General features: G+C 61.9%; 18 protein-coding genes. 13 read left to right on the plus strand and 5 right to left on the minus strand.

The features are described from left to right. Positions 1 to 13: 13 nt before the first annotated feature. On the plus strand, positions 14 to 538 hold the full coding sequence (locus ACXAG8_RS08545) for a CBS domain-containing protein (RefSeq protein ID WP_475223428.1): 525 nt from the start codon (positions 14 to 16) through the stop codon (positions 536 to 538). 6 nt (positions 539 to 544) lie between these two features. On the opposite strand, the gene ACXAG8_RS08550 is transcribed toward ACXAG8_RS08545, so the two are convergent. The 3 genes from ACXAG8_RS08550 to ACXAG8_RS08560 all read right to left on the minus strand — a co-directional run bounded on the left by ACXAG8_RS08550 (position 545) and on the right by ACXAG8_RS08560 (position 4,283). Beyond that, entirely contained in the window at positions 545 to 2,602 is a 2,058-nt protein-coding gene (locus ACXAG8_RS08550; protein ID WP_475223429.1) for a GumC family protein, read from the minus strand. Between the two features lie 54 nt (positions 2,603 to 2,656). Beyond that, positions 2,657 to 3,316, minus strand: a complete 660-nt coding sequence (locus ACXAG8_RS08555) for a sugar transferase (RefSeq protein ID WP_475223432.1) — start codon at positions 3,314 to 3,316, stop codon at positions 2,657 to 2,659. 175 nt (positions 3,317 to 3,491) lie between these two features. Next, entirely contained in the window at positions 3,492 to 4,283 is a 792-nt protein-coding gene (locus tag ACXAG8_RS08560; protein WP_475223433.1) for a metallophosphoesterase family protein, read from the minus strand. Between the two features lie 156 nt (positions 4,284 to 4,439). Between ACXAG8_RS08560 and ACXAG8_RS08565 the strand changes: the two genes are divergently transcribed. Both ACXAG8_RS08565 and ACXAG8_RS08570 read left to right on the plus strand, forming a co-directional pair. Beyond that, positions 4,440 to 4,703: a hypothetical protein gene (locus tag ACXAG8_RS08565; RefSeq protein WP_475223434.1), complete on the plus strand. Its 264-nt coding sequence runs from the start codon at positions 4,440 to 4,442 to the stop codon at positions 4,701 to 4,703. 134 nt (positions 4,704 to 4,837) lie between these two features. After that, positions 4,838 to 6,043 (plus strand): phage head spike fiber domain-containing protein, encoded by a 1,206-nt coding sequence (locus tag ACXAG8_RS08570; RefSeq protein ID WP_475223435.1) that lies wholly within the window; start codon positions 4,838 to 4,840, stop codon positions 6,041 to 6,043. 6 nt (positions 6,044 to 6,049) lie between these two features. On the opposite strand, the gene nusG is transcribed toward ACXAG8_RS08570, so the two are convergent. Continuing rightward, the gene (gene nusG, locus ACXAG8_RS08575; protein ID WP_475223437.1) at positions 6,050 to 6,634 is read right to left on the minus strand and encodes a transcription termination/antitermination protein NusG; all 585 of its coding nucleotides are present in this window, start codon (positions 6,632 to 6,634) and stop codon (positions 6,050 to 6,052) included. 300 nt (positions 6,635 to 6,934) lie between these two features. Between nusG and ACXAG8_RS08580 the strand changes: the two genes are divergently transcribed. The 10 genes from ACXAG8_RS08580 to ACXAG8_RS08625 all read left to right on the plus strand — a co-directional run bounded on the left by ACXAG8_RS08580 (position 6,935) and on the right by ACXAG8_RS08625 (position 16,253). Further along, entirely contained in the window at positions 6,935 to 7,180 is a 246-nt protein-coding gene (locus tag ACXAG8_RS08580) for a helix-turn-helix domain-containing protein (RefSeq protein WP_475223439.1), read from the plus strand. A 26-nt stretch (positions 7,181 to 7,206) separates the two neighbouring features. After that, positions 7,207 to 7,956 (plus strand): glycosyltransferase family 2 protein, encoded by a 750-nt coding sequence (locus tag ACXAG8_RS08585; RefSeq protein WP_475223527.1) that lies wholly within the window; start codon positions 7,207 to 7,209, stop codon positions 7,954 to 7,956. A 153-nt stretch (positions 7,957 to 8,109) separates the two neighbouring features. Beyond that, positions 8,110 to 9,123 carry an NAD-dependent epimerase/dehydratase family protein gene (locus tag ACXAG8_RS08590; RefSeq protein WP_475223441.1) on the plus strand — a complete coding sequence of 338 codons (1,014 nt, stop codon included), beginning with the start codon at positions 8,110 to 8,112 and terminating at the stop codon, positions 9,121 to 9,123. 13 nt (positions 9,124 to 9,136) lie between these two features. Next, a complete protein-coding gene (gene tviB, locus ACXAG8_RS08595) occupies positions 9,137 to 10,420 on the plus strand; it encodes a Vi polysaccharide biosynthesis UDP-N-acetylglucosamine C-6 dehydrogenase TviB (RefSeq protein WP_475223442.1) in 1,284 nt (427 codons plus the stop codon). 102 nt (positions 10,421 to 10,522) lie between these two features. Beyond that, positions 10,523 to 11,698 (plus strand): lipopolysaccharide biosynthesis protein, encoded by a 1,176-nt coding sequence (locus ACXAG8_RS08600; protein ID WP_475223443.1) that lies wholly within the window; start codon positions 10,523 to 10,525, stop codon positions 11,696 to 11,698. Further along, entirely contained in the window at positions 11,686 to 12,933 is a 1,248-nt protein-coding gene (locus tag ACXAG8_RS08605) for a hypothetical protein (RefSeq protein ID WP_475223444.1), read from the plus strand. Before ACXAG8_RS08600 ends, ACXAG8_RS08605 begins: the two co-directional genes overlap by 13 nt. Continuing rightward, positions 12,927 to 13,676: a hypothetical protein gene (locus ACXAG8_RS08610; RefSeq protein ID WP_475223445.1), complete on the plus strand. Its 750-nt coding sequence runs from the start codon at positions 12,927 to 12,929 to the stop codon at positions 13,674 to 13,676. Before ACXAG8_RS08605 ends, ACXAG8_RS08610 begins: the two co-directional genes overlap by 7 nt. Continuing rightward, on the plus strand, positions 13,673 to 14,830 hold the full coding sequence (locus tag ACXAG8_RS08615) for a glycosyltransferase (RefSeq protein ID WP_475223446.1): 1,158 nt from the start codon (positions 13,673 to 13,675) through the stop codon (positions 14,828 to 14,830). The genes ACXAG8_RS08610 and ACXAG8_RS08615 overlap by 4 nt, the downstream gene beginning before the upstream one ends. After that, positions 14,827 to 15,360: an LbetaH domain-containing protein gene (locus ACXAG8_RS08620; RefSeq protein ID WP_475223447.1), complete on the plus strand. Its 534-nt coding sequence runs from the start codon at positions 14,827 to 14,829 to the stop codon at positions 15,358 to 15,360. The genes ACXAG8_RS08615 and ACXAG8_RS08620 overlap by 4 nt, the downstream gene beginning before the upstream one ends. Then, entirely contained in the window at positions 15,354 to 16,253 is a 900-nt protein-coding gene (locus ACXAG8_RS08625; protein ID WP_475223449.1) for a glycosyltransferase family 2 protein, read from the plus strand. Before ACXAG8_RS08620 ends, ACXAG8_RS08625 begins: the two co-directional genes overlap by 7 nt. A 37-nt stretch (positions 16,254 to 16,290) precedes the next feature. On the opposite strand, the gene nqrF is transcribed toward ACXAG8_RS08625, so the two are convergent. Further along, the gene (gene nqrF / locus ACXAG8_RS08630) at positions 16,291 to 17,511 is read right to left on the minus strand and encodes an NADH:ubiquinone reductase (Na(+)-transporting) subunit F (RefSeq protein WP_475223450.1); all 1,221 of its coding nucleotides are present in this window, start codon (positions 17,509 to 17,511) and stop codon (positions 16,291 to 16,293) included. Positions 17,512 to 17,518: the final 7 nt, after the last annotated feature.

Consider the following 17,518-nt stretch of genomic DNA (forward strand, 5'->3'; position numbering starts at 1 on the left):
GAGGAGACCGCCCATGGCCCCAAGCTCTTACCAGCCCCCGACGCGTGGCGACAAGCCCGAGACCGGCACCTTTAGTCAAACGGCCGAGTCGAACCTGTCGCACACCAAAACGACAGTCGCAAAGCTGCTGGAAGGCAAAGGGGACGCGGTGTTTTCCGTGCGACCCAATGAAACCATTCACGCGGTCGTGGATATCCTAAAGGCCAAGCGCATCGGTGCGGTTGTCGTGACGGATCAGAACGGCACGCTTGAGGGCATCCTGTCGGAGCGGGACATCGTGCGCCGCATGGCGGACACTCCGGGCCAGACCCTGCCGCAATCGGTTGGTGATCTGATGACGCGCGAGGTAAAGACCTGCGCGCCCGAAGACCTGCTGATGGATGTGTTGAAAACTATGACCGAAGGGCGGTTTCGCCACATGCCGGTGCTGAGTGACGGTAACCTGCGCGGCGTCATCACGATAGGGGACGTGGTTCAGTACCGCCTAAAGGAACTGGAATACGAAGCCCTGCGCATGAAACAGATGATCGTGGGCTGACCCGGGTTACACCCCGTAATAACGCGCATGAACGCCATAGGCCTGACCGGCGCGCTGGACCGCGCCGCGGGCCGGTTTCAGGTCGGACATCACCAGCCCGGACACTTTCAGGTTGACGCTGGCAAGCTCGCGCAGCGCATCCTGCACGCAAGATTGCGCCGTTCGCTCGACCGCCACCGACAACAGGATCGCATCCGCCAATTGCCCCACCACACGTGCATCGGGGACCGCCAGCACCGGGGGGCTGTCGATCAGGATATGGTCATATTCCTTGCGCAGGCCCTGTAGCATCCGGCCGAATGCGGGCGAAGAAAACAGGTCTGCTGCGCTGCGGTCGCTGCGTTCACCCATAAGAATATCGACGCCCAACCGGCTGTCCGGCCGGATCAGCCTGTCCAACGCGGCGCTTTGTTCCATCGCCGACACCAGTCCTCCATCCGGGTTTTCGGGAAAATAGTCGCGAAAGGAAAGGCGACGGATATCGGCCTCGATCAACAGGACCGCGCGGCCAAGCCCCGCGAGGTTGTGCGCCAGGGAAATGGCAGTCGTGGTCTTGCCTTCATCGGGGACAGACGAGGTGCACAGGATGACCTTGGGCGGAAGCCCCTGCCCCGACAGCAACAGCGAGGTTCGCAGGTTCCGCGCGGCCTCGGCCAGGGGGGATGTCGGATGGCCCTCAAGATATCCTACCAGATGCTTGCGGTCGCGGATCGGCGCGCGTGGCATATGCCCCAGGACGGCCACCTGCGTCGCCGATTCCAATTGGTGCGCATCGGGGATGCCGGATTTTTGGTAATTGGTCAGAAACAGAAAACCCGCAGCCAGGGCCGCGCCGCACAGCATCCCAACGATGCCAAGCCGCAGTGTCGCCGGTGCAATCTTGGTGCCCGGTGTCGCAGGCGATATGATCCGGCTGTCCGCAGTCTGCAACCCGCGCCGCAACGTGGTTTCCTTGAGCCGGGTCAGAAAAGTTTCATGCAGCAGCGCGGTCGCGCGGGCGTCGCGTTCGACCTGTCGCTGCCGGGTCACGATGGCCGTTGTCTCGGCAATTTCGCCCTCAAGTCGCGCAATCGCCTGTTCCAGCGCCTGGGCCTGCTCACCCGTCAGTGACAGGTCGCGGTCTGTCCTCTCTGCCAGTCGGTCTACGCGATCGAGAAAGGCAGCCGCCGAACCGACATCCCCGGCCTGCGCTTCCCGGGCCAACAGGTTCAGCGACCCGTCCTCCAGGTCCAGGTCGGCCAACCCGGACGGTCCGGCGGCGTGTAACGCGCCAAGATGTGCCTTTTCCTCGAGCAACTGGCCCTGCCGGTGGCGCAGGGTGTCCAACCGGTTGCGCGCCTCGCTCAAACGCACAGAGGGCTGGTCAGCATTGGCGGTTTCTACCTGTGTGCGCAGGTCGTGGAGAATGGCTTCCTGGTCCGTAAGGTCCTGTTCCAAAGTAACCACCCGTGCCGACAGCCAGTCAACGGCGGAATCGACGTCGGCGTGTTTCGTGTCAACCTGTCCCTGGACGTAAAGCGACGCCAAAGCATTGGCCAGACCGGCGGATTTGTCAGGGTCATTGCTGGTGGCGGTGATACTCAGCGCATAGGAATTGCGGATATTGCTGATCGCGAAGGCCCGCTCGACATTGGTTGCAACTGCGTTGGTGATCTCGTCCGTCGCCGCGACTGGCGCGGGGTCGGGCCTCAAACGCAGGGGGCCGGAACGCACTGCCGGATTGAATTCGGGGTCTTTGGCCAGGGCCAGGTGCTGCACCAGATTTCGCATCATCTGATGCGAACTCAGAACCTCGATCTGAGTGTTGATGGCGGAAATGTCGCGCCCCAGCCCCGGAACCGGATGCGGTGCGCCGCCCAGGTCCGGCGACTGATCCAGGACCAATACAGCCTGGGATTGGAAGCGGGGGGTCAGAAGGAAATGCGCGGTCGCCAGCCCAAGCATCAACCCCAACACAGAAAGTGAGGCCAAGACCCATTTCCCCGCCCACAGCACCGCCAAAGCGGCGACAATGTCGGTCGCCTCTTCGGCCCGGCCCGGTGCGGGCTCTTGCGGCATGCTCATCCTGTTCAGCATGGCCGCCCGCATTGCTGAGCAATGAATGACAATGTGCGCATCCTACGCCCCCTTCAGGCCAAAAACGGTGCGGATCGTGTGCAGGAAAATCCGAACTTCCTGCGCCAGGCACTGATTGTTGATATAGCGAATATCCGTCCGGACCTTGGCGGCCACGGCGTCCGCGCCCTGGGCGTAACCGTTCTGGGTCTGGGCCAAACCGCTGATGCCGGGCCGGACACGGCAACGGGCCCGGTATCCCGGAACGTGGCGCATATAATAGCGCGCGTGATGGATGTAATCCGGGCGCGGCCCGATCAGGCTCATCTCGCCGCTGAGCACGTTCAGGATCTGTGGCAACTCATCCAGACGTGACCGCCGCAGGCAATGGCCGAGGACAGGAATGCGGTGGCTTTCGACGGGGTCAAAGGCCCTGCGGGCGGTTTTTGGCGCCGGAATCATCGAACGGAACTTGTGGACAACAAAGGGTCTGCATTTGCGCCCCATCCGTATCTGCGAATAAAAGACAGGCCCCGGGTTGAAGATCGGGTTCAGCACAAAGAGAGCCGCCGCAACGCACAGCAAAACCGGCAACAGAAGCAGGGAGACGACGATGTCGGTTCCGCGTTTGACGGCGAAAAACCACGGAAGGGGCCGCGCCTGTCTGACTGATGCCGAGAATATTGGCTTGGCGGGGGGCAGTGCCGTGTATTCCGTGTTCACCTTGGTCCTCCTGGTCAGTGCCGGGTTGACCGAAACATGGCTGGTCCCCCGCGTGCTTGGGAGCGAGTGTCGGGAGGGAATGGTAAATTTATCGTTAACCTTAACAAGGTGTTAGGGTGTTTCCCGTCATGAAAGCACTTGTTTGCCAGAATTGGGAAACGGCTGTGACTGAAATTTACTCAGACGTTGGATTGCCCGAGGTTTCGCCAGTGGTGTGAAAGTTAATTTCTCCGGGCCGGATTTCGGCTGCGGTCAGCCGGTCGGTGGCAAAAGCGCCGGTATCGACCGAGATCACCTGCCGGTAGATCCGGGGCGTTGCGACGATGGTATGGCCGTGGATCACCCATTGCCCGTCGGTCCGCGCGTCAAGAAAGAACCGGGGGTGACCCCACAGGCAAACCTCGCGGGTCTGGTCCTTTAGGGGCAGCGCCGGATCAAATGCGGCATGAACCGCAGTCACATTGCCACTGGTCCATGTCAGCGGCCGGTTCCTGAGCCAGCTCAGCAGCGGTTCACCAACGGTCTCGCGCAATCGGCTGGCAAGTGCTATGGCGTCGGCGCCGGATACCGGCTCGGTCACGTCCGACAATCCAAATGACGCCAGCGTCTGCAGGCCGCCATTGTGCAGCCACAAGCCGCCCATACGCTTTGGGTCGTCTATGAACCGCAGCATCATTTCCTCGTGGTTTCCCAAAAGGCATATGAACGATTGCGGCGATCCGTTGGACAGATCTTGCAAAAGGTTCAAAACCTGCGCGGCCTGGCCGCCGCGGTCGATGTAATCACCGACAAAGACAACCGGATGGTCCGGCTTTAACTGGTCGAGCAGCGTTTCCAGCAGGTCCAGCCGTCCGTGAATGTCACCGACAACATAGAAAGGTCGGGCCGGGGCGATGTCTGCCAGGTCCGCGCCGTGATCCCCGGCGGTGCCGCGTGAAACAAGCCTTTTGATCCAATCCGTAATCATCCTATCCGATCACTACCTTGGCGGGCTTTTGGCGGCAATCGCCAAGTTCGCCCTGGCCCCTGCCGGTGGTTCGTGAACGATCCGTCAAACCGGCGTTCGGGCAACGACCGGCGGCCCGAGGCTAATGTGGCGCCGTCAAGAAACAGGAGAATCTCGGTGCCTTCCACGACTTTCAAACCCCAATCCGGCTGGACCGCCGTAAACCGTCATACGGCCGATGCGGATCAGGATATCCTTCTCAGCAATGTCAGCGGCGCATCCGTCCGGTTCGAAATTACCCAGGACGATGGCATTCCCATGCTTGATCCCGCATCGGGACACACGGTGCAACCGGGCCGTTCAGTGGCCATGCAGCTGAAGACCGGCGAGCGGATGTGGCTGGTGGGCGACGACGCTCAGGCCACGCTGTTGGTGGGCTGATGATGAGGCTCGCCGGTAGGTTCAGGAACGGTCGATTCGCTTGCAGCAGGCGCACCGCACCCGGAAACGATCCGTGGGCCGCTTATGCGGCAAACGGCAGTGTCCCTGATTTATTCGCCGATTTCAGGGCTGGCTTGTACAAGGGTCTGGGCCCGCAACATTCCGCATTTGGGCAGGTCTTTGCCTTTTCGCGCGGCTCGTCCGGGGCATTTACGGATGCGTCAGGCACATTGGTTCAGGCCGGGCCGGACGTGCCGCGGATGGATCATGTCCTGGAAAATGGCCAATGGGCTGCGCGCGGTCTGCTGCTGGAAAGCGAGGCGCGCAGCAATGCCCTGAAATGGTCGGCGGATTTTCAGAATCCTGTCTGGACCACAAGCCGCGCCAGTGTCGCCGCCAATGCCGGGCTTGCGCCCGATGGCGCTATGACCGCATGCCAGCTGACCAGCACCACCGCGTCGTTTGACGGTGCGATACGTCAGTCCGCCACCTATGCCACAGGCGAAACTCTCAGCTTTTCGGTCTATGGCAAGGCGGGTGACCGGGCCTTTCTGTTCCTGCGGGAACGGACCAATGGGTTTGCCAAGGACAGCTATTTCGATTTGCAGAATGGCACGCTGGGTGTGGTGAATTCCGTCCATACGGCGCGAATCCAAGATGTCGGTTCCGGCTGGTTCAGGTGTTCGGTCACCGTCACGGCGACCCGAACCGCCACATCGGATTTCGAGGTCTACAATTCCGAGGAGAATGCAAATACCGCCTCGGCGCAGCCTGGGTTCACCTATATCTGGGGCGCACAACTGGAGCGCGGCGCGGCCCCGTCGTCCTATATCGCGACCCAAGGCACGGTTGCGACGCGAGGCGCGGACAGCCTGACGGTGCTGCCGGGGCAACTGGTTGATCCGGTTGGGGATGGCGGCGTTTCCCTTTTGTTGCGCGGCGATGCGCATGTTCTGCCGGGTGCCGCCCCGGTGCAAATTTCCCGATGGGGCGATGGAAATGGCGATCGGATCGAGATGGATATCGTGGCGGATGGGGCCAGTGCCGGGCAGTTGGATCTGACGCACTCAGCCGCGGGCGCGTCCGTTGTTCTGGCCTCATCGCCCGGAACGTTCGGCCCGGGCCTGCTCAGCCCCTTTGCCGTGGCGACCAGCCATGGCGCGGCTCTGGTGACCGGAGTGGCCGCCAACCAAATCCTTGGCCCGGTCGCGACCCAGGGTATCCCGGATATCAGTACAGGGCCTTTGGTGCTGGGGCCTGGAATGATGGGTCATATTGCCCAGCTTGGGGTGTGGCGCGGCGAGCGCGACGCCGAAGCGATTGCCGCCGTGACGATGTAACGGAGGCTACGCCGGGATGGGGTGCGGTGTCTTGTCGACATCCTCACATGAAACTGAGGTGCGCACGTCGCGCCCCATCACACGGATCAGCAGATTGACCCGATCCTGCGGTTCAAGCCGGTCAATGCGCGACACCATGCCTGCGAAGGGCCCGGCCATCACCCGCACGGTATCGCCCACATTTAGCGGCAATTCCTGAACAAACCGCCCGTCGTCATCACACATGCATTGCAGCCCGGCGATGAACGCGGGGGGCAGCGGCCGTGGTGCCTGCCCCGGCCCGGTCACGATCCGGCTTATGCCGCGTGTCGCATTTATTGCCTGCCATCCGGGGCGGCGCGGATCAAACCGGACAAACAGATAGCCCGGAAACAGCGGGCGCGCGTCGGTCTTGTACCGGTTGGCCCGCCGTATGGTTTCAAGCCGGGTGGGTGAAAAGCACGTATACCCCTGCCGCAGCAGATTGCGTTCGGCGATCAGGCGCATATTGGGGCGCAGTTGGACGGCAAACCAGTTTTCCCAGCGTGCCGAGGCGGCGCCGTGGCGCGGATCGGTTGCGTCTTTTTCTGATGTGAGTTTCGCAGGGTTCATACTGACGCCTCCAGTTTTACCCGAAGGTTGTCGAAATTGGTTAACAATACCCTAACCGATTGAAGGGGCACCGACATCTCGAAGGAAATCTTGACTGTGGAATATAAGTTTAAAGCGATTTGTTTGCGTCGAATACAACTTTAACGATTGAATTCTGATCTTTTGGCTGCAATGATCCGGGCAAATCACATACCCCCAGAAGTCCGCCCCCTCAGGCACTTCCGGTGCGGTAGCCGTTGAGCCAGTGTATTTGCCAAATTGACGATGACAAAAACAAAATCCGATTCGGATGGACCTCCCATGACAGGCAAGCAAATTCGCGCGGCCCGGGGTGCTTTGAATTGGTCGGTACGCGACCTGGCCGAAAGGTCGGGGGTGGGCGCTGCGACCATCACGCGGTACGAGGCCATCGAAGGCGTGCCCCGGTCGCGCAAGGACAACCTGCACAAGCTGCGCCGCGTCCTGGAAAGACAAGGCATCCGTTTCGTGAACGACCGCAGAACCTCGTATGGTCTGCTGTTTGACATTCCATCGGCCCGCGACTGACGCTGACTTGAATCGTGAAAATTTCCGTGATCACACCGGTTTTGAATCGCGTTAAAACGATTGCTGACGCATTGCAGTCGGTTTCGGCGCAAGACTATGGAAATATTGAGCATATTATTCAGGATGGCGGGTCGGACGACGGGACGGTTGACTGTCTCAGGGATTGGCGCGGGCAAATTCCGCTGCACTGGCAGTCCTGCGCGGATCGCGGATTGTATGACGCAATCAACAAGGGGATGGCGCGCAGCACCGGCGATGTGATCGGCCTGATGCATTCCGATGATGTTCTTGCGGATCGGGCTGTTCTGTCTGATGTGGCGCAGGCGCTGTCAGGGTCCGGCTATGACGGGGTGTATGGCGATCTGGATATGGTAACCGCGACGGGGCAGGTCCTGCGCCATTGGCGGGCGGGGGCGTTTCACCGCGACCGGTTGCGCCGGGGGTGGGTACCCCCGCATCCGACCCTGTTTCTGCGGCGTGATGTTCTTGAACGGTTTGGCGCCTATGACCCCGACTATCGCATTGCGGGCGATTACGATGCCATGCTGCGCTGGATCTGGACGGGCCAGGTTCGGCTGGCCTACCTGCCGCGGGTCCTGGTGAAAATGCGTGTGGGCGGGGCCAGCACCGGTTCGGTCGCTGGCCTGTTGACCAAATCCAAAGAGGATTACCGTGCATTGCGCCGCAATGGTGTCGGCGGCGTGGCCACGCTGGCCGCTAAGAACCTGCGAAAACTGGGGCAGTTTTCGGCCGTTTTCCAGATGAGGCCGCATTGAAACCGGGCCCCTGGGCGATTTGGGCGCGGCTTTTTGTTGACCCCGGCCCCGCGGGGATTGATATGACACTCGCAGGTCAGGAATATCCCCTTGACGGTATCTGGGGAAACGTATCCCTGATAGCACCGGGTATTGATTGTATTTGAGGGTTTCATGAAACGGGTATTGGTTACGGGCACAGCAGGGTTCATCGGGTTCCATCTGGCAAAACTGCTATTGTCAGAGGGGTTCCAGGTGCATGGATATGACGGGATGACGGACTATTACGATGTCTCCCTGAAACAGAGGCGCCATCAGATGTTGCTGCAGACGCCGGGCTTTTCGGCGACCGAGGACCTGCTGGAAAACCACGAGCGCCTGATGCAGGTCGCGGATGAGTTCAAACCGGACGTGATTGTCCACCTGGCCGCGCAAGCCGGCGTCCGCTATAGCCTTGAACATCCGCGCAGCTATATAGATTCAAACGTCGTAGGCACGTTCAACGTCATGGAAGTGGCCCGCCAGCACAAGGTCGAGCACCTTTTGATGGCCTCGACATCCTCGGTCTATGGCGCGAATGAGGACATGCCCTTTACCGAGATGGAAAAGGCAGACACGCAGCTGACGATTTATGCGGCCACCAAGAAGGCGAACGAGGCGATGGGCCATTCCTATGCCCACCTTTGGAACCTTCCGACCACGATGTTCCGGTTCTTTACGGTGTACGGCACCTGGGGCCGCCCGGACCTGGCTCTTTACAAGTTCGTTGACGCGATTCTGGATGGGCGTCCGATCGACATTTACAATCACGGCGACATGTACCGCGATTTCACCAACGTGGACGATCTGGTGCGTGGGATCAGATTGTTGATCGATGTTCCCCCGGTTCGCCCTGACAGCGCCGATGAAATTCCCGAGGGTGACAGCCTATCCCCGGTGGCCCCCTATCGCGTGGTCAATATCGGCAATGGCGACAAGGTCCGCCTGCTGGATTTCGTCGAAGCCATCGAAGACGCGGTGGGTCAAAAGGCGATCCGCAATTACATGCCCATGCAGATGGGCGACGTTCCCGCCACATGGGCCAATACCGACCTGTTGCAAAGCCTGACGGGCTATCGCCCGCAGACCGATTTCAAGGACGGGATCGCACGCTTTGTCGAATGGTTCCGAGATTATCACGGAAAATAGGCAAGAGATCTGAATGCTGGACCCGAACCCCAATACGCGCCGCATCGCCGTCATTGGCCTTGGCTATGTCGGCCTGCCCCTGGCCGTGGCCTTTGGCCGGATTGGCCCGGTCGTGGGGTTCGACATCAACCCGTCCCGGATAGCGGCCCTGCAGCAGGGCATTGACGCCACGCACGAGGTCGAGCCCGCCGAGCTTGAGGCGGCAAACGGCTTGAGCTTTACCGCCGATGCGTCCGATCTTGCAGGGTGCGACACCTATATCGTGACGGTTCCGACGCCGATCACCAAAGGCAAGCAACCCGATCTTGCACCGCTGCTGGCCGCGTCCAGAACCGTTGGCGGCGTCCTCAGGCCCGGTGATCTGGTGATTTATGAATCCACCGTCTATCCCGGCGCGACCGAGGATGATTGCGTGCCTGTCCTGGAACAGGTTTCAGGGTTGCGCTTCAACCGGGATTTCTTTGCCGGATACAGCCCGGAACGGATCAATCCGGGGGACAAGTCGCACCGGATTTCCGACATCTGCAAGGTGACGTCCGGCTCGACGCCGCAGGTGGCGGACCTGGTGGATGCGCTTTATGCGCGGATTATCTCGGCGGGGACGCACAAGGCTGAAAGCATCCGCGTGGCCGAGGCTGCAAAGGTCATCGAAAACACGCAGCGCGACCTGAACATCGCTCTGGTCAACGAACTGGCGATGATCTTCGGACGCCTCGGGATCGATACCGAGGCGGTGCTGCGCGCGGCGGGAACCAAGTGGAATTTTCTACCGTTCCGTCCCGGCCTGGTCGGCGGCCACTGTATCGGTGTGGACCCCTATTACCTGACCCACAAGGCCGAAGAGGTCGGGCACCATCCGCAGATCATTCTTGCCGGACGCAGGCTGAATGACGGGATGGGGGGCTATGTCGTGTCGCAGCTGGTCAAGCAGATGACACGGGGCGGGATCGACGTCGGGGCCTCGCGCGTGCTGGTGTTGGGGCTGACCTTCAAGGAAAACTGCCCCGATCTGCGCAACACCCGCGTGGTCGATATCGTGGACGAGCTGAAATCCTATGGGATTGCGGTCGATGTGCACGACCCGCACGCGGATATGCAGGCGGCACAGGATGAATACGGGATCACCTTGCTGGCCGAGCCGGAACAGGCCGCCTATGACGGGGTCGTCCTGGCCGTGGCGCATCAGCATTATCTGGACCTCGATCCTGCGGACATTCGCGCCTATGGCAAGGCGAACAGTGTCCTGTTTGACGTCAAATCCTGCCTTCCCCGGAGTGTCAGCGATCTTAGGCTGTAACATCGTGCTGTCCGGGGCCGGAGCGCAAGTCTGACCCCGCGATCCGAGGCGCTCTGGGTTGCATCCGGGCAGCTTGGCCTGCTGGTCGGCGCGCTTGTTCTGGTGCGTGTGCAGACGGGGATGCTGACACCGGATGACTATGCGCAGCTGGCCCTTGCTATGACCGTGTTCAGCTTTGGGCAGGTTGCGGTGTTCGGGGGCGTGAACCAGGCCATAACGCGCCTGTATTCCCTGGCCTCTTCCCGTGGTGAACTGGCGGCCTATCGCCACTGTCTGCGCAAGCGGTATGCCCATGCCTGCGGGGTTTGGGGCGCGGCGGTCTGCGCGCTGGCTGCGGGGTTGGGTGCCTCGGGACGGCCGGAATGGGCCGGCTTGCTGTTGGCGGTTCTGCCCTATTCGGTGCTGAACGGGCGCCTCAGCGCGCTGATGGCGCTTGGCAATGGCGCGCGCGCGCGGCGTGTCGTGACCCTGCACCAGGTTGCGGATGCGGCGCTGAAAATCGGGCTGGTCTGTCTGGTCGCGCATCTGGCGGTCGTGTCCGTTGCGCTCTTGTTTGTGGCCTATGGGGTTGCAACGGCACTGGTGCTGGCCTCGATGGCCTTTTGGCTTGGCCCTGTACAACCCGCATCGGTCACGGTCCCGAAAGGCGATGAGATTGACGCGATTTTTGGCCGCTTTTCCGGCCCGATCTTCCTTTGGTCGCCATTTGTCTGGGGCGTATTGGTGGCGGATCGCTGGGCGCTGCAGGCATTTGAGGGCGCCTATGTGGTCGGGCTGTATGCGGTTGCCGCACAAATGACCCTTGGCCCGGTTCGGATCGGCATGTCCGCGGTGCTGCGCTATTTGGCGCCGCGCCTGTTCGACGGGCTTCAGTCCGGGGACCGCGCGGCGGGCAAGGCCGTGGGGCAGGCAATGGCCCTTGTCCTTGTGCTGACGGGGCTTGGATGGACCGTTGCGTTCCTGTTCCATGCATCGATTTTTCGGATTCTGGTCGCGCCGGAATATGCGGCGGCTTCGGTGTTCCTGCCCTGGCTTGTGCTGGCCGCCGGGCTGAGCGCTGCGGTTGAGCTGGTCACCCTGAATGTCCTGGGCGCGATGAACACCGCAGCGTTGGTCCGACCGCGCGTTGCAACCGCGTCATTGGGGATTGTGCTGGTCTATTTTGGGGCCTGGCAATTTGGCGTTGCCGGGGTCATTGCGGCGCAGATTGCCCATTCCGGCCTGTTCCTGGCCTGGACCTTTTTCCGCATCGCCAACCAGGGCAGATGCCGGACATGATCACCGGCGCAATCTACCAGCTGCCCCTGATTGCGCTTCTGGTCGTGGCAATCCTGCGCAATGGGCTGCGCCGCAGGATGGTTTCGGCGGCCATGCTGGCGACGGTCGCAATCTATGCGGCCTATATTCTGGCGATTGACGTGACCGGGCAAATTGCTCAGGTGCGCGTATTTGACCGTATGCCGCGGGATTTCATCACGGCGAACGGGGCGATCCTTGCCGTTTTCACCCTGAGCTTCCTGCTGGGAGGGGGCTTGGGGCGGGCCTGGGGCACTGACCACCCCCCCAACCAGCGGGCAGAGATCGGCGCGATCGGCCCCTTGATTGCCGGCGCGGTGCTTGTCCTGATTTCGGCCGATGGCTGGTGGCTGTTTGCGCCCTATCCGCTGAACAAGGGGGCCTGGCAGCTTGTTCATCTGGGCGGTGCCGGTGCGGTCGCCAACTTGCTGCTGCTGTATGCGGTGAACCGGGCCCGCAGTTCCGGGCAGCATATCGGGTTGACCCGCGCGGTTCTGTGGGTGGTCGCGCTGCATTACGTGCTGGCAGGGGACAGGGGGTCGCTGCTGTTCCTGCTACTTGGGGCGTTTGCCTTTCACCTGGCCACAACACTGCGCGGCGGCTGGCGTGTGGCCATCCGGGCGCTGTGTGTGGCCGCGCTTGCCCTTGTCGCGCTTGAACAGATTTCCTATTGGCGCTCGTGGGGCGTTCAGGCGCCATCGGCCGAAGGATCGTTTCTGGCCGAGATTGACCTGCTGCCGCAATCCGTGGCCCACATGTTTCATGCCATCGCGATCCGGCTGTCCGGGTACCAGACCGTTGACGGCGGGGCGATCGATCTGCTTGCCACGTTGTGGCTTCAGGTGATCCCGTCCGGGGTTCTTCACGGGCTGGGTCTGCAAACGTATAACGGCCCGTTATTGCTGTCTGAATTCGTGGTGCACGGGGGCGGTTTCTTTGTTCCGGCCGAGCTGTATTTCGCGCATGGCTTTCCCTCGGTCGCTTTGATCGGCGTGTATTTTGGCGCATTGGCGGCCTTTGCCGACCGTTGGTCCGCCCGCCCCGGCGACACGTTCATGACAACGCTGGTCCTGCTGGTGGCGGCGTCCAGCTTTTATACGATGTTCTATGGCGTTCAGGCCGTCCATCGCATGCTGAGCCTGCCTGTCCTGCTGGTCATCCTGCGCGCCCTGTTGCAAGCCGTGCTACGGCGCCAAGAGAGGTTTCGCGCGTGGTAGCCGCGTTGGAGCCCGTCAAGGATGCGCGCAAGGGGCGGCTGCAATGGCTGGCGCGCGGTATGGCCAGCCACGCAACCCGGATCTACGCGGGCAGCCTGGGCCGCAACACAACCGTGGCGGTGTGCGGCTTTCCCCGTTCGGGCACGTCCTGGATCAGTGCCGTGCTGGCCGGCTATTACGACCTTCCCGTGCCGCGTCACTATGTGGTGCCGCAGTTCCGGCCCCATGTGATGCACGGGCATGATCTGCGTCTGGGCCGATTGGGTCGGGTTTTCTATATGGTCCGGTCGCCGTTTGACCTGTACCCATCGCTGTTCGTGAAACGGTTTGGCATTTCGGACCCGACAGGTTCGTCCAGGGACCAGTTCGCAGCGTTTCTCAGGGCCGAGCTGGCCAGCCCGCACGAGGCACCCTGCCCATGGTCCGATCACGTGGCCCGGGCCTGCCGCCAGTTTGGTCCGCCGCTTGTCTATACCCGCGATGTGCAACGGATGTCGGATCAGCTGGCCACCCACATCCGGCGCACGGATGGCAGCTGTGACCGTGAACGGATGATGCGGCTGGTCTCGGCCCGCCCCAAGGGCGCAGGCGCACCCACGACGGTGACACCCCATCTGGCCCGCCAGTTCGACTGGTTCACGCCGGACAGCCGCCGCCTTGTCGAGGCGCAACTGGACCGCCTGCAAGCGCTTTTGCCCACCGACGGAATGCCCAGAGACTGGATTGAGGAGTTGAAACGGTGAAAGACCACAGCAGTCCGGGGGACGCGTGCGTTGAAACGGCGGCCCCCCGCATCCTGCATGCCATACCATCAATTGCCCTGTGCCATGGCGGCCCAAGCCAGAGCGTTGCCGGATTGCTGGGCGCACAGACCAAGATCGCGCCGGGGCGGGTCGGACTGATCTGCGGCCAGGACGCGGCCGAGCCCAAGTTCGCCGTGTCGCGCCGATGGGCCGCACGCTATGCCAGTCAGCGGTTCTGGTGCCCAGCCCCAAGCGCCCTGCCGGTGATGCGCAAGGCCATTGGTGATGCTGACATTGTGCATGTGCATTCTTATTGGAACGGGTTTGCCGCCACCATGATCGCCCTTGCGCAGCGCGCCGGGAAACCTGTGGTTCTGTCGCCGCGCGGCTGCCTGCAACATGCGGCAATCGCGCAGTCTTCTGCCCGGGCCAAGGCGATATTTGCCCGTCTTGGCGGGCGTCGGCAGCTGGCGCGCCTGTCGGGGTGGCATTTTCAGACCGAGGCTGAAGCCCAAGCCAGCCTTGGCGTCGGCCACCGGCCCCGCGTCATCGTGGATAACGGGGTTGCCCTGCCGCGTCCGGACCCATCGCACGCGGCCCTGCGCGCGCGGGTGTTCGCGGACACGCCCGATGCGGTCAACCTGTTGTTTCTGGGACGCATTGCCGCCATCAAGGGGATCGACCTGCAACTGCGCGCCTTGCGATACCTGCGCGACCGCGGTGTACCGGCCATCCTGCATCTGGTCGGCCCTGACGGCGGCGACCTGAACCGGCTGCGCGCCCTGGCGGATGACCTGGGCGTGGCGGACGGGCTGAAGGTTCACGGCCCTGTCTATGGCGATGGCAAGTTCGACTGGATGCGCGCCGCTGAAGCGGTTTTGCTGACGTCCGAGTTCGAAAACAACTCGAACGCCGCGCTTGAGGTGATGGCCGCAGGCGGTGTGCTGGTCGCGACCTCTGGGTGCATCAGCGACCAAGCGGTGGCTGCGGGTGCCGCAACCTGTGTTGCCCGCGACGCAGGGGCGCTGGCCGAAGCGCTGGCGCGCAGCGGTACTGACGGGCAGCGATCTGCCGCCCGCGCCTATGTGCGCGACAATCACAACTGGTCCGACCGGGCCGCCCGCATGCTGTCGTTTTACAAGACCTTGTTGTGATAGACGTCAGCGCCAACCGGGCAACCCGCACCTATTCGCGCCGCATAATGGCGGCACGGGTGCTGTGGGCCTGTTGCCAGCCCCTGTTCCGATACAGTCCGCGCCCATTCTGGGGGTGGCGCCGCTGGCTGCTGAGATGCTTCGGGGCCAAGGTCGGGCCCGACGCTCATATCCATCCCTCGGCACGGATCACGATGCCCTGGAACCTGTCGCTGGGGGCGCAAACCGCGGTCGGGGACTGTGCGATACTTTATGCCCTGGGCCAAATTGACATCGGCCCGCGTGCGACCGTTTCGCAAGGCGCGCATCTGTGTGCGGGCACCCACGATCACCGCCGCGCCGACCGGCCTTTGTTGACGCCGCCGATTGAAATTGGCGCCGATTGCTGGATCGCGGCCGAGGCCTTTGTCGGGCCCGGCGTTTTGATTGGTCCCGGCGCGATTGTCGGCGCCCGCGCGGTGGTCACAAAGCCGGTTCCACGCGGCGTGATCGTGGCAGGCAACCCGGCCCGGACCATCGGCAAATGCTGACGGTTGTTATTCTTGTTCGCGACGAAGCCCTGCATATCGAACGGGCCATAAAGTCGGTTCAGCCTGTTGCTGACAGGATCGTCGTGGTCGATAGCGGGTCGCAGGATGATACCTGTGCGCTGTCCCGTGCCCTTGGGGCCGAGGTGCTGGTTCACCCGTGGCGCAACTATGCCACGCAGTTCAACTGGGCGCTGGATCAGGTCGGGGCGCAGGCGGGCTGGGTTCTGCGGCTGGATGCCGACGAAATCGTCAGCCCCCGCCTGCGTGATGAAATCCGCGACAGCCTTCCGGCCTTGGCGGATACGGTAGATGGCGTCTATGTCCCGCGCTATATGACCTTTTTGCGTGGCCCCGTGCGCCGGGGCGGGCTGTTCCCGGTGCATGTTCTGCGCCTGTTCAGGGCCGGTCAGGGGCGGTGCGAGCAGCGGTGGATGGACGAACATGTGGTCGTGACCGGGGCAACCGTTTCGTTTCAGGGTCATGTCCTTGATGACAACCTTAAACCTCTTGGCTGGTGGATCGACAAACACAATGGCTATGCCAGCCGCGAAGCGGTTGATCTTTTGAACCTGGAATACCGGTTTATGCCGCATGAAACGATTGCACGGGCACAAGGCGGGCAGGCCAGCCGCAAACGCTGGATCAAAGAGGCATTGTATTCCCGCATGCCGGCAGGCGCGCGGGCGGGCCTGTATTTCCTGTGGCGGTTCATCTTCCGGCTGGGATTTCTGGACAGCCCCCAAGGGCGCAGTTTTCACCTGTTGCAGGGGTTCTGGTACCGATACCTGGTGGATATGAAACTGCGCGAGGTGCGCGCCCATATGCGGGATCGGTCGGTGGATGTTCAGACCGCGATCCGCGAGGTGCTGGGGATCGACGTGACCGAAATGTAAAAAACCGGCGCCAACTGCGCCGGTTTTTCCATTGGTTTTACCCGCCGAAATCGTCGAGCATGATGTCTTCGCGGTCCACGCCCAGATCCAACAGCATGTTGATGACCGACTGGTTCATGATCGGCGGTCCACACATGTAGAACTCGCAATCTTCGGGGGCCGGATGGTTCTTGAGGTATTCTTCGAACAGGACGTTGTGGATGAACCCGGTATAGCCGTCCCAGTCATCGCCGGGCTGCGGATCGGACAGGGCGACATGCCATTCGAAATTGTCATTCTCGGCCGCCAGCATGTCGAAATCTTCGACAAAGAACATCTCGCGGCGCGACCGTGCACCGTACCAGAAACTGATCTTGCGCTTGGATTTCAGCCGCTTGAGCTGATCGAAGATGTGGCTGCGCATCGGCGCCATACCGGCACCGCCGCCGATAAAGACCATTTCCTTTTCGGTCTCGCGGGCGAAAAACTCGCCAAACGGACCCGAAATCGTAACCTTGTCACCCGGTTTCAGGTTGAAAATATACGATGACATCTGACCGGGCGGGATACCCTCGGACCCCGGCGGGGGCGAGGCCACGCGGACGTTCAGCATGATCATGCCACGTTCTTCGGGATAGTTGGCCATCGAATAGGCGCGCTCGATCGGTTCGGCCACGGTGGATTTATACTGCCAGAGATTGAACTTGTCCCAATCCTCGCGATACTCCTCCTCGACGTCGAAATCGGTATAGGACAATTGGTGCGTGGGGGCTTCGATCTGGATATAGCCCCCGGCGCGGAAATTCACGTCCTCGCCTTCGGGCAGGTCCAGTGTCAGTGCCTTGATGAAGGTGGCGACGTTCTCGTTCGAACGCACCGTGCATTCCCATTTCTTGACGCCGAACACCTCTTCGGGGACTTCGATGTCCATATCCTGCTTGACCGCGACCTGACAGGACAGGCGGTCACCGCATGATGCCTCGCGCTTGGTGATATGGCTTTCCTCGGTGGGCAGGATGGACCCGCCGCCCGCGTGAACGCGGACACGGCATTGGGCACAGGTTCCGCCACCGCCGCAGGCCGAGGGCACGAACAGCTTTTCCGCCGCCAGCGTCTGCAGCAGCTTGCCGCCCGCCGGGACCGAGATGGTCTTTTCGCCGTTGATGGTGATGTTCACGTTGCCGGTCGACACCAGCCTGGACCGCGCGGCCATGATAAGGGCCACCAGCGCCAAAACGATCAGGGTGAAAAGGACGACGCCTAAGCTAAAGGTTTCCATCGACCCC

Source organism: Ruegeria sp. ABD4_443 (genome assembly GCF_056160865.1).

Coding starts and splice junctions, on each gene's coding strand:
- ACXAG8_RS08625 (WP_475223449.1), top strand. CDS start 15,354: ATGCTGACGGTTGTTATTCTTGTTCGCGACGAAGCCCTGCATATCGAA.
- nqrF (WP_475223450.1), bottom strand. CDS start 17,511: ATGGAAACCTTTAGCTTAGGCGTCGTCCTTTTCACCCTGATCGTTTTG.
- ACXAG8_RS08590 (WP_475223441.1), top strand. CDS start 8,110: ATGAAACGGGTATTGGTTACGGGCACAGCAGGGTTCATCGGGTTCCAT.
- ACXAG8_RS08580 (WP_475223439.1), top strand. CDS start 6,935: ATGACAGGCAAGCAAATTCGCGCGGCCCGGGGTGCTTTGAATTGGTCG.
- ACXAG8_RS08545 (WP_475223428.1), top strand. CDS start 14: ATGGCCCCAAGCTCTTACCAGCCCCCGACGCGTGGCGACAAGCCCGAG.
- ACXAG8_RS08605 (WP_475223444.1), top strand. CDS start 11,686: ATGCCGGACATGATCACCGGCGCAATCTACCAGCTGCCCCTGATTGCG.
- ACXAG8_RS08550 (WP_475223429.1), bottom strand. CDS start 2,602: ATGAGCATGCCGCAAGAGCCCGCACCGGGCCGGGCCGAAGAGGCGACC.
- ACXAG8_RS08560 (WP_475223433.1), bottom strand. CDS start 4,283: ATGATTACGGATTGGATCAAAAGGCTTGTTTCACGCGGCACCGCCGGG.
- nusG (WP_475223437.1), bottom strand. CDS start 6,634: ATGAACCCTGCGAAACTCACATCAGAAAAAGACGCAACCGATCCGCGC.
- tviB (WP_475223442.1), top strand. CDS start 9,137: ATGCTGGACCCGAACCCCAATACGCGCCGCATCGCCGTCATTGGCCTT.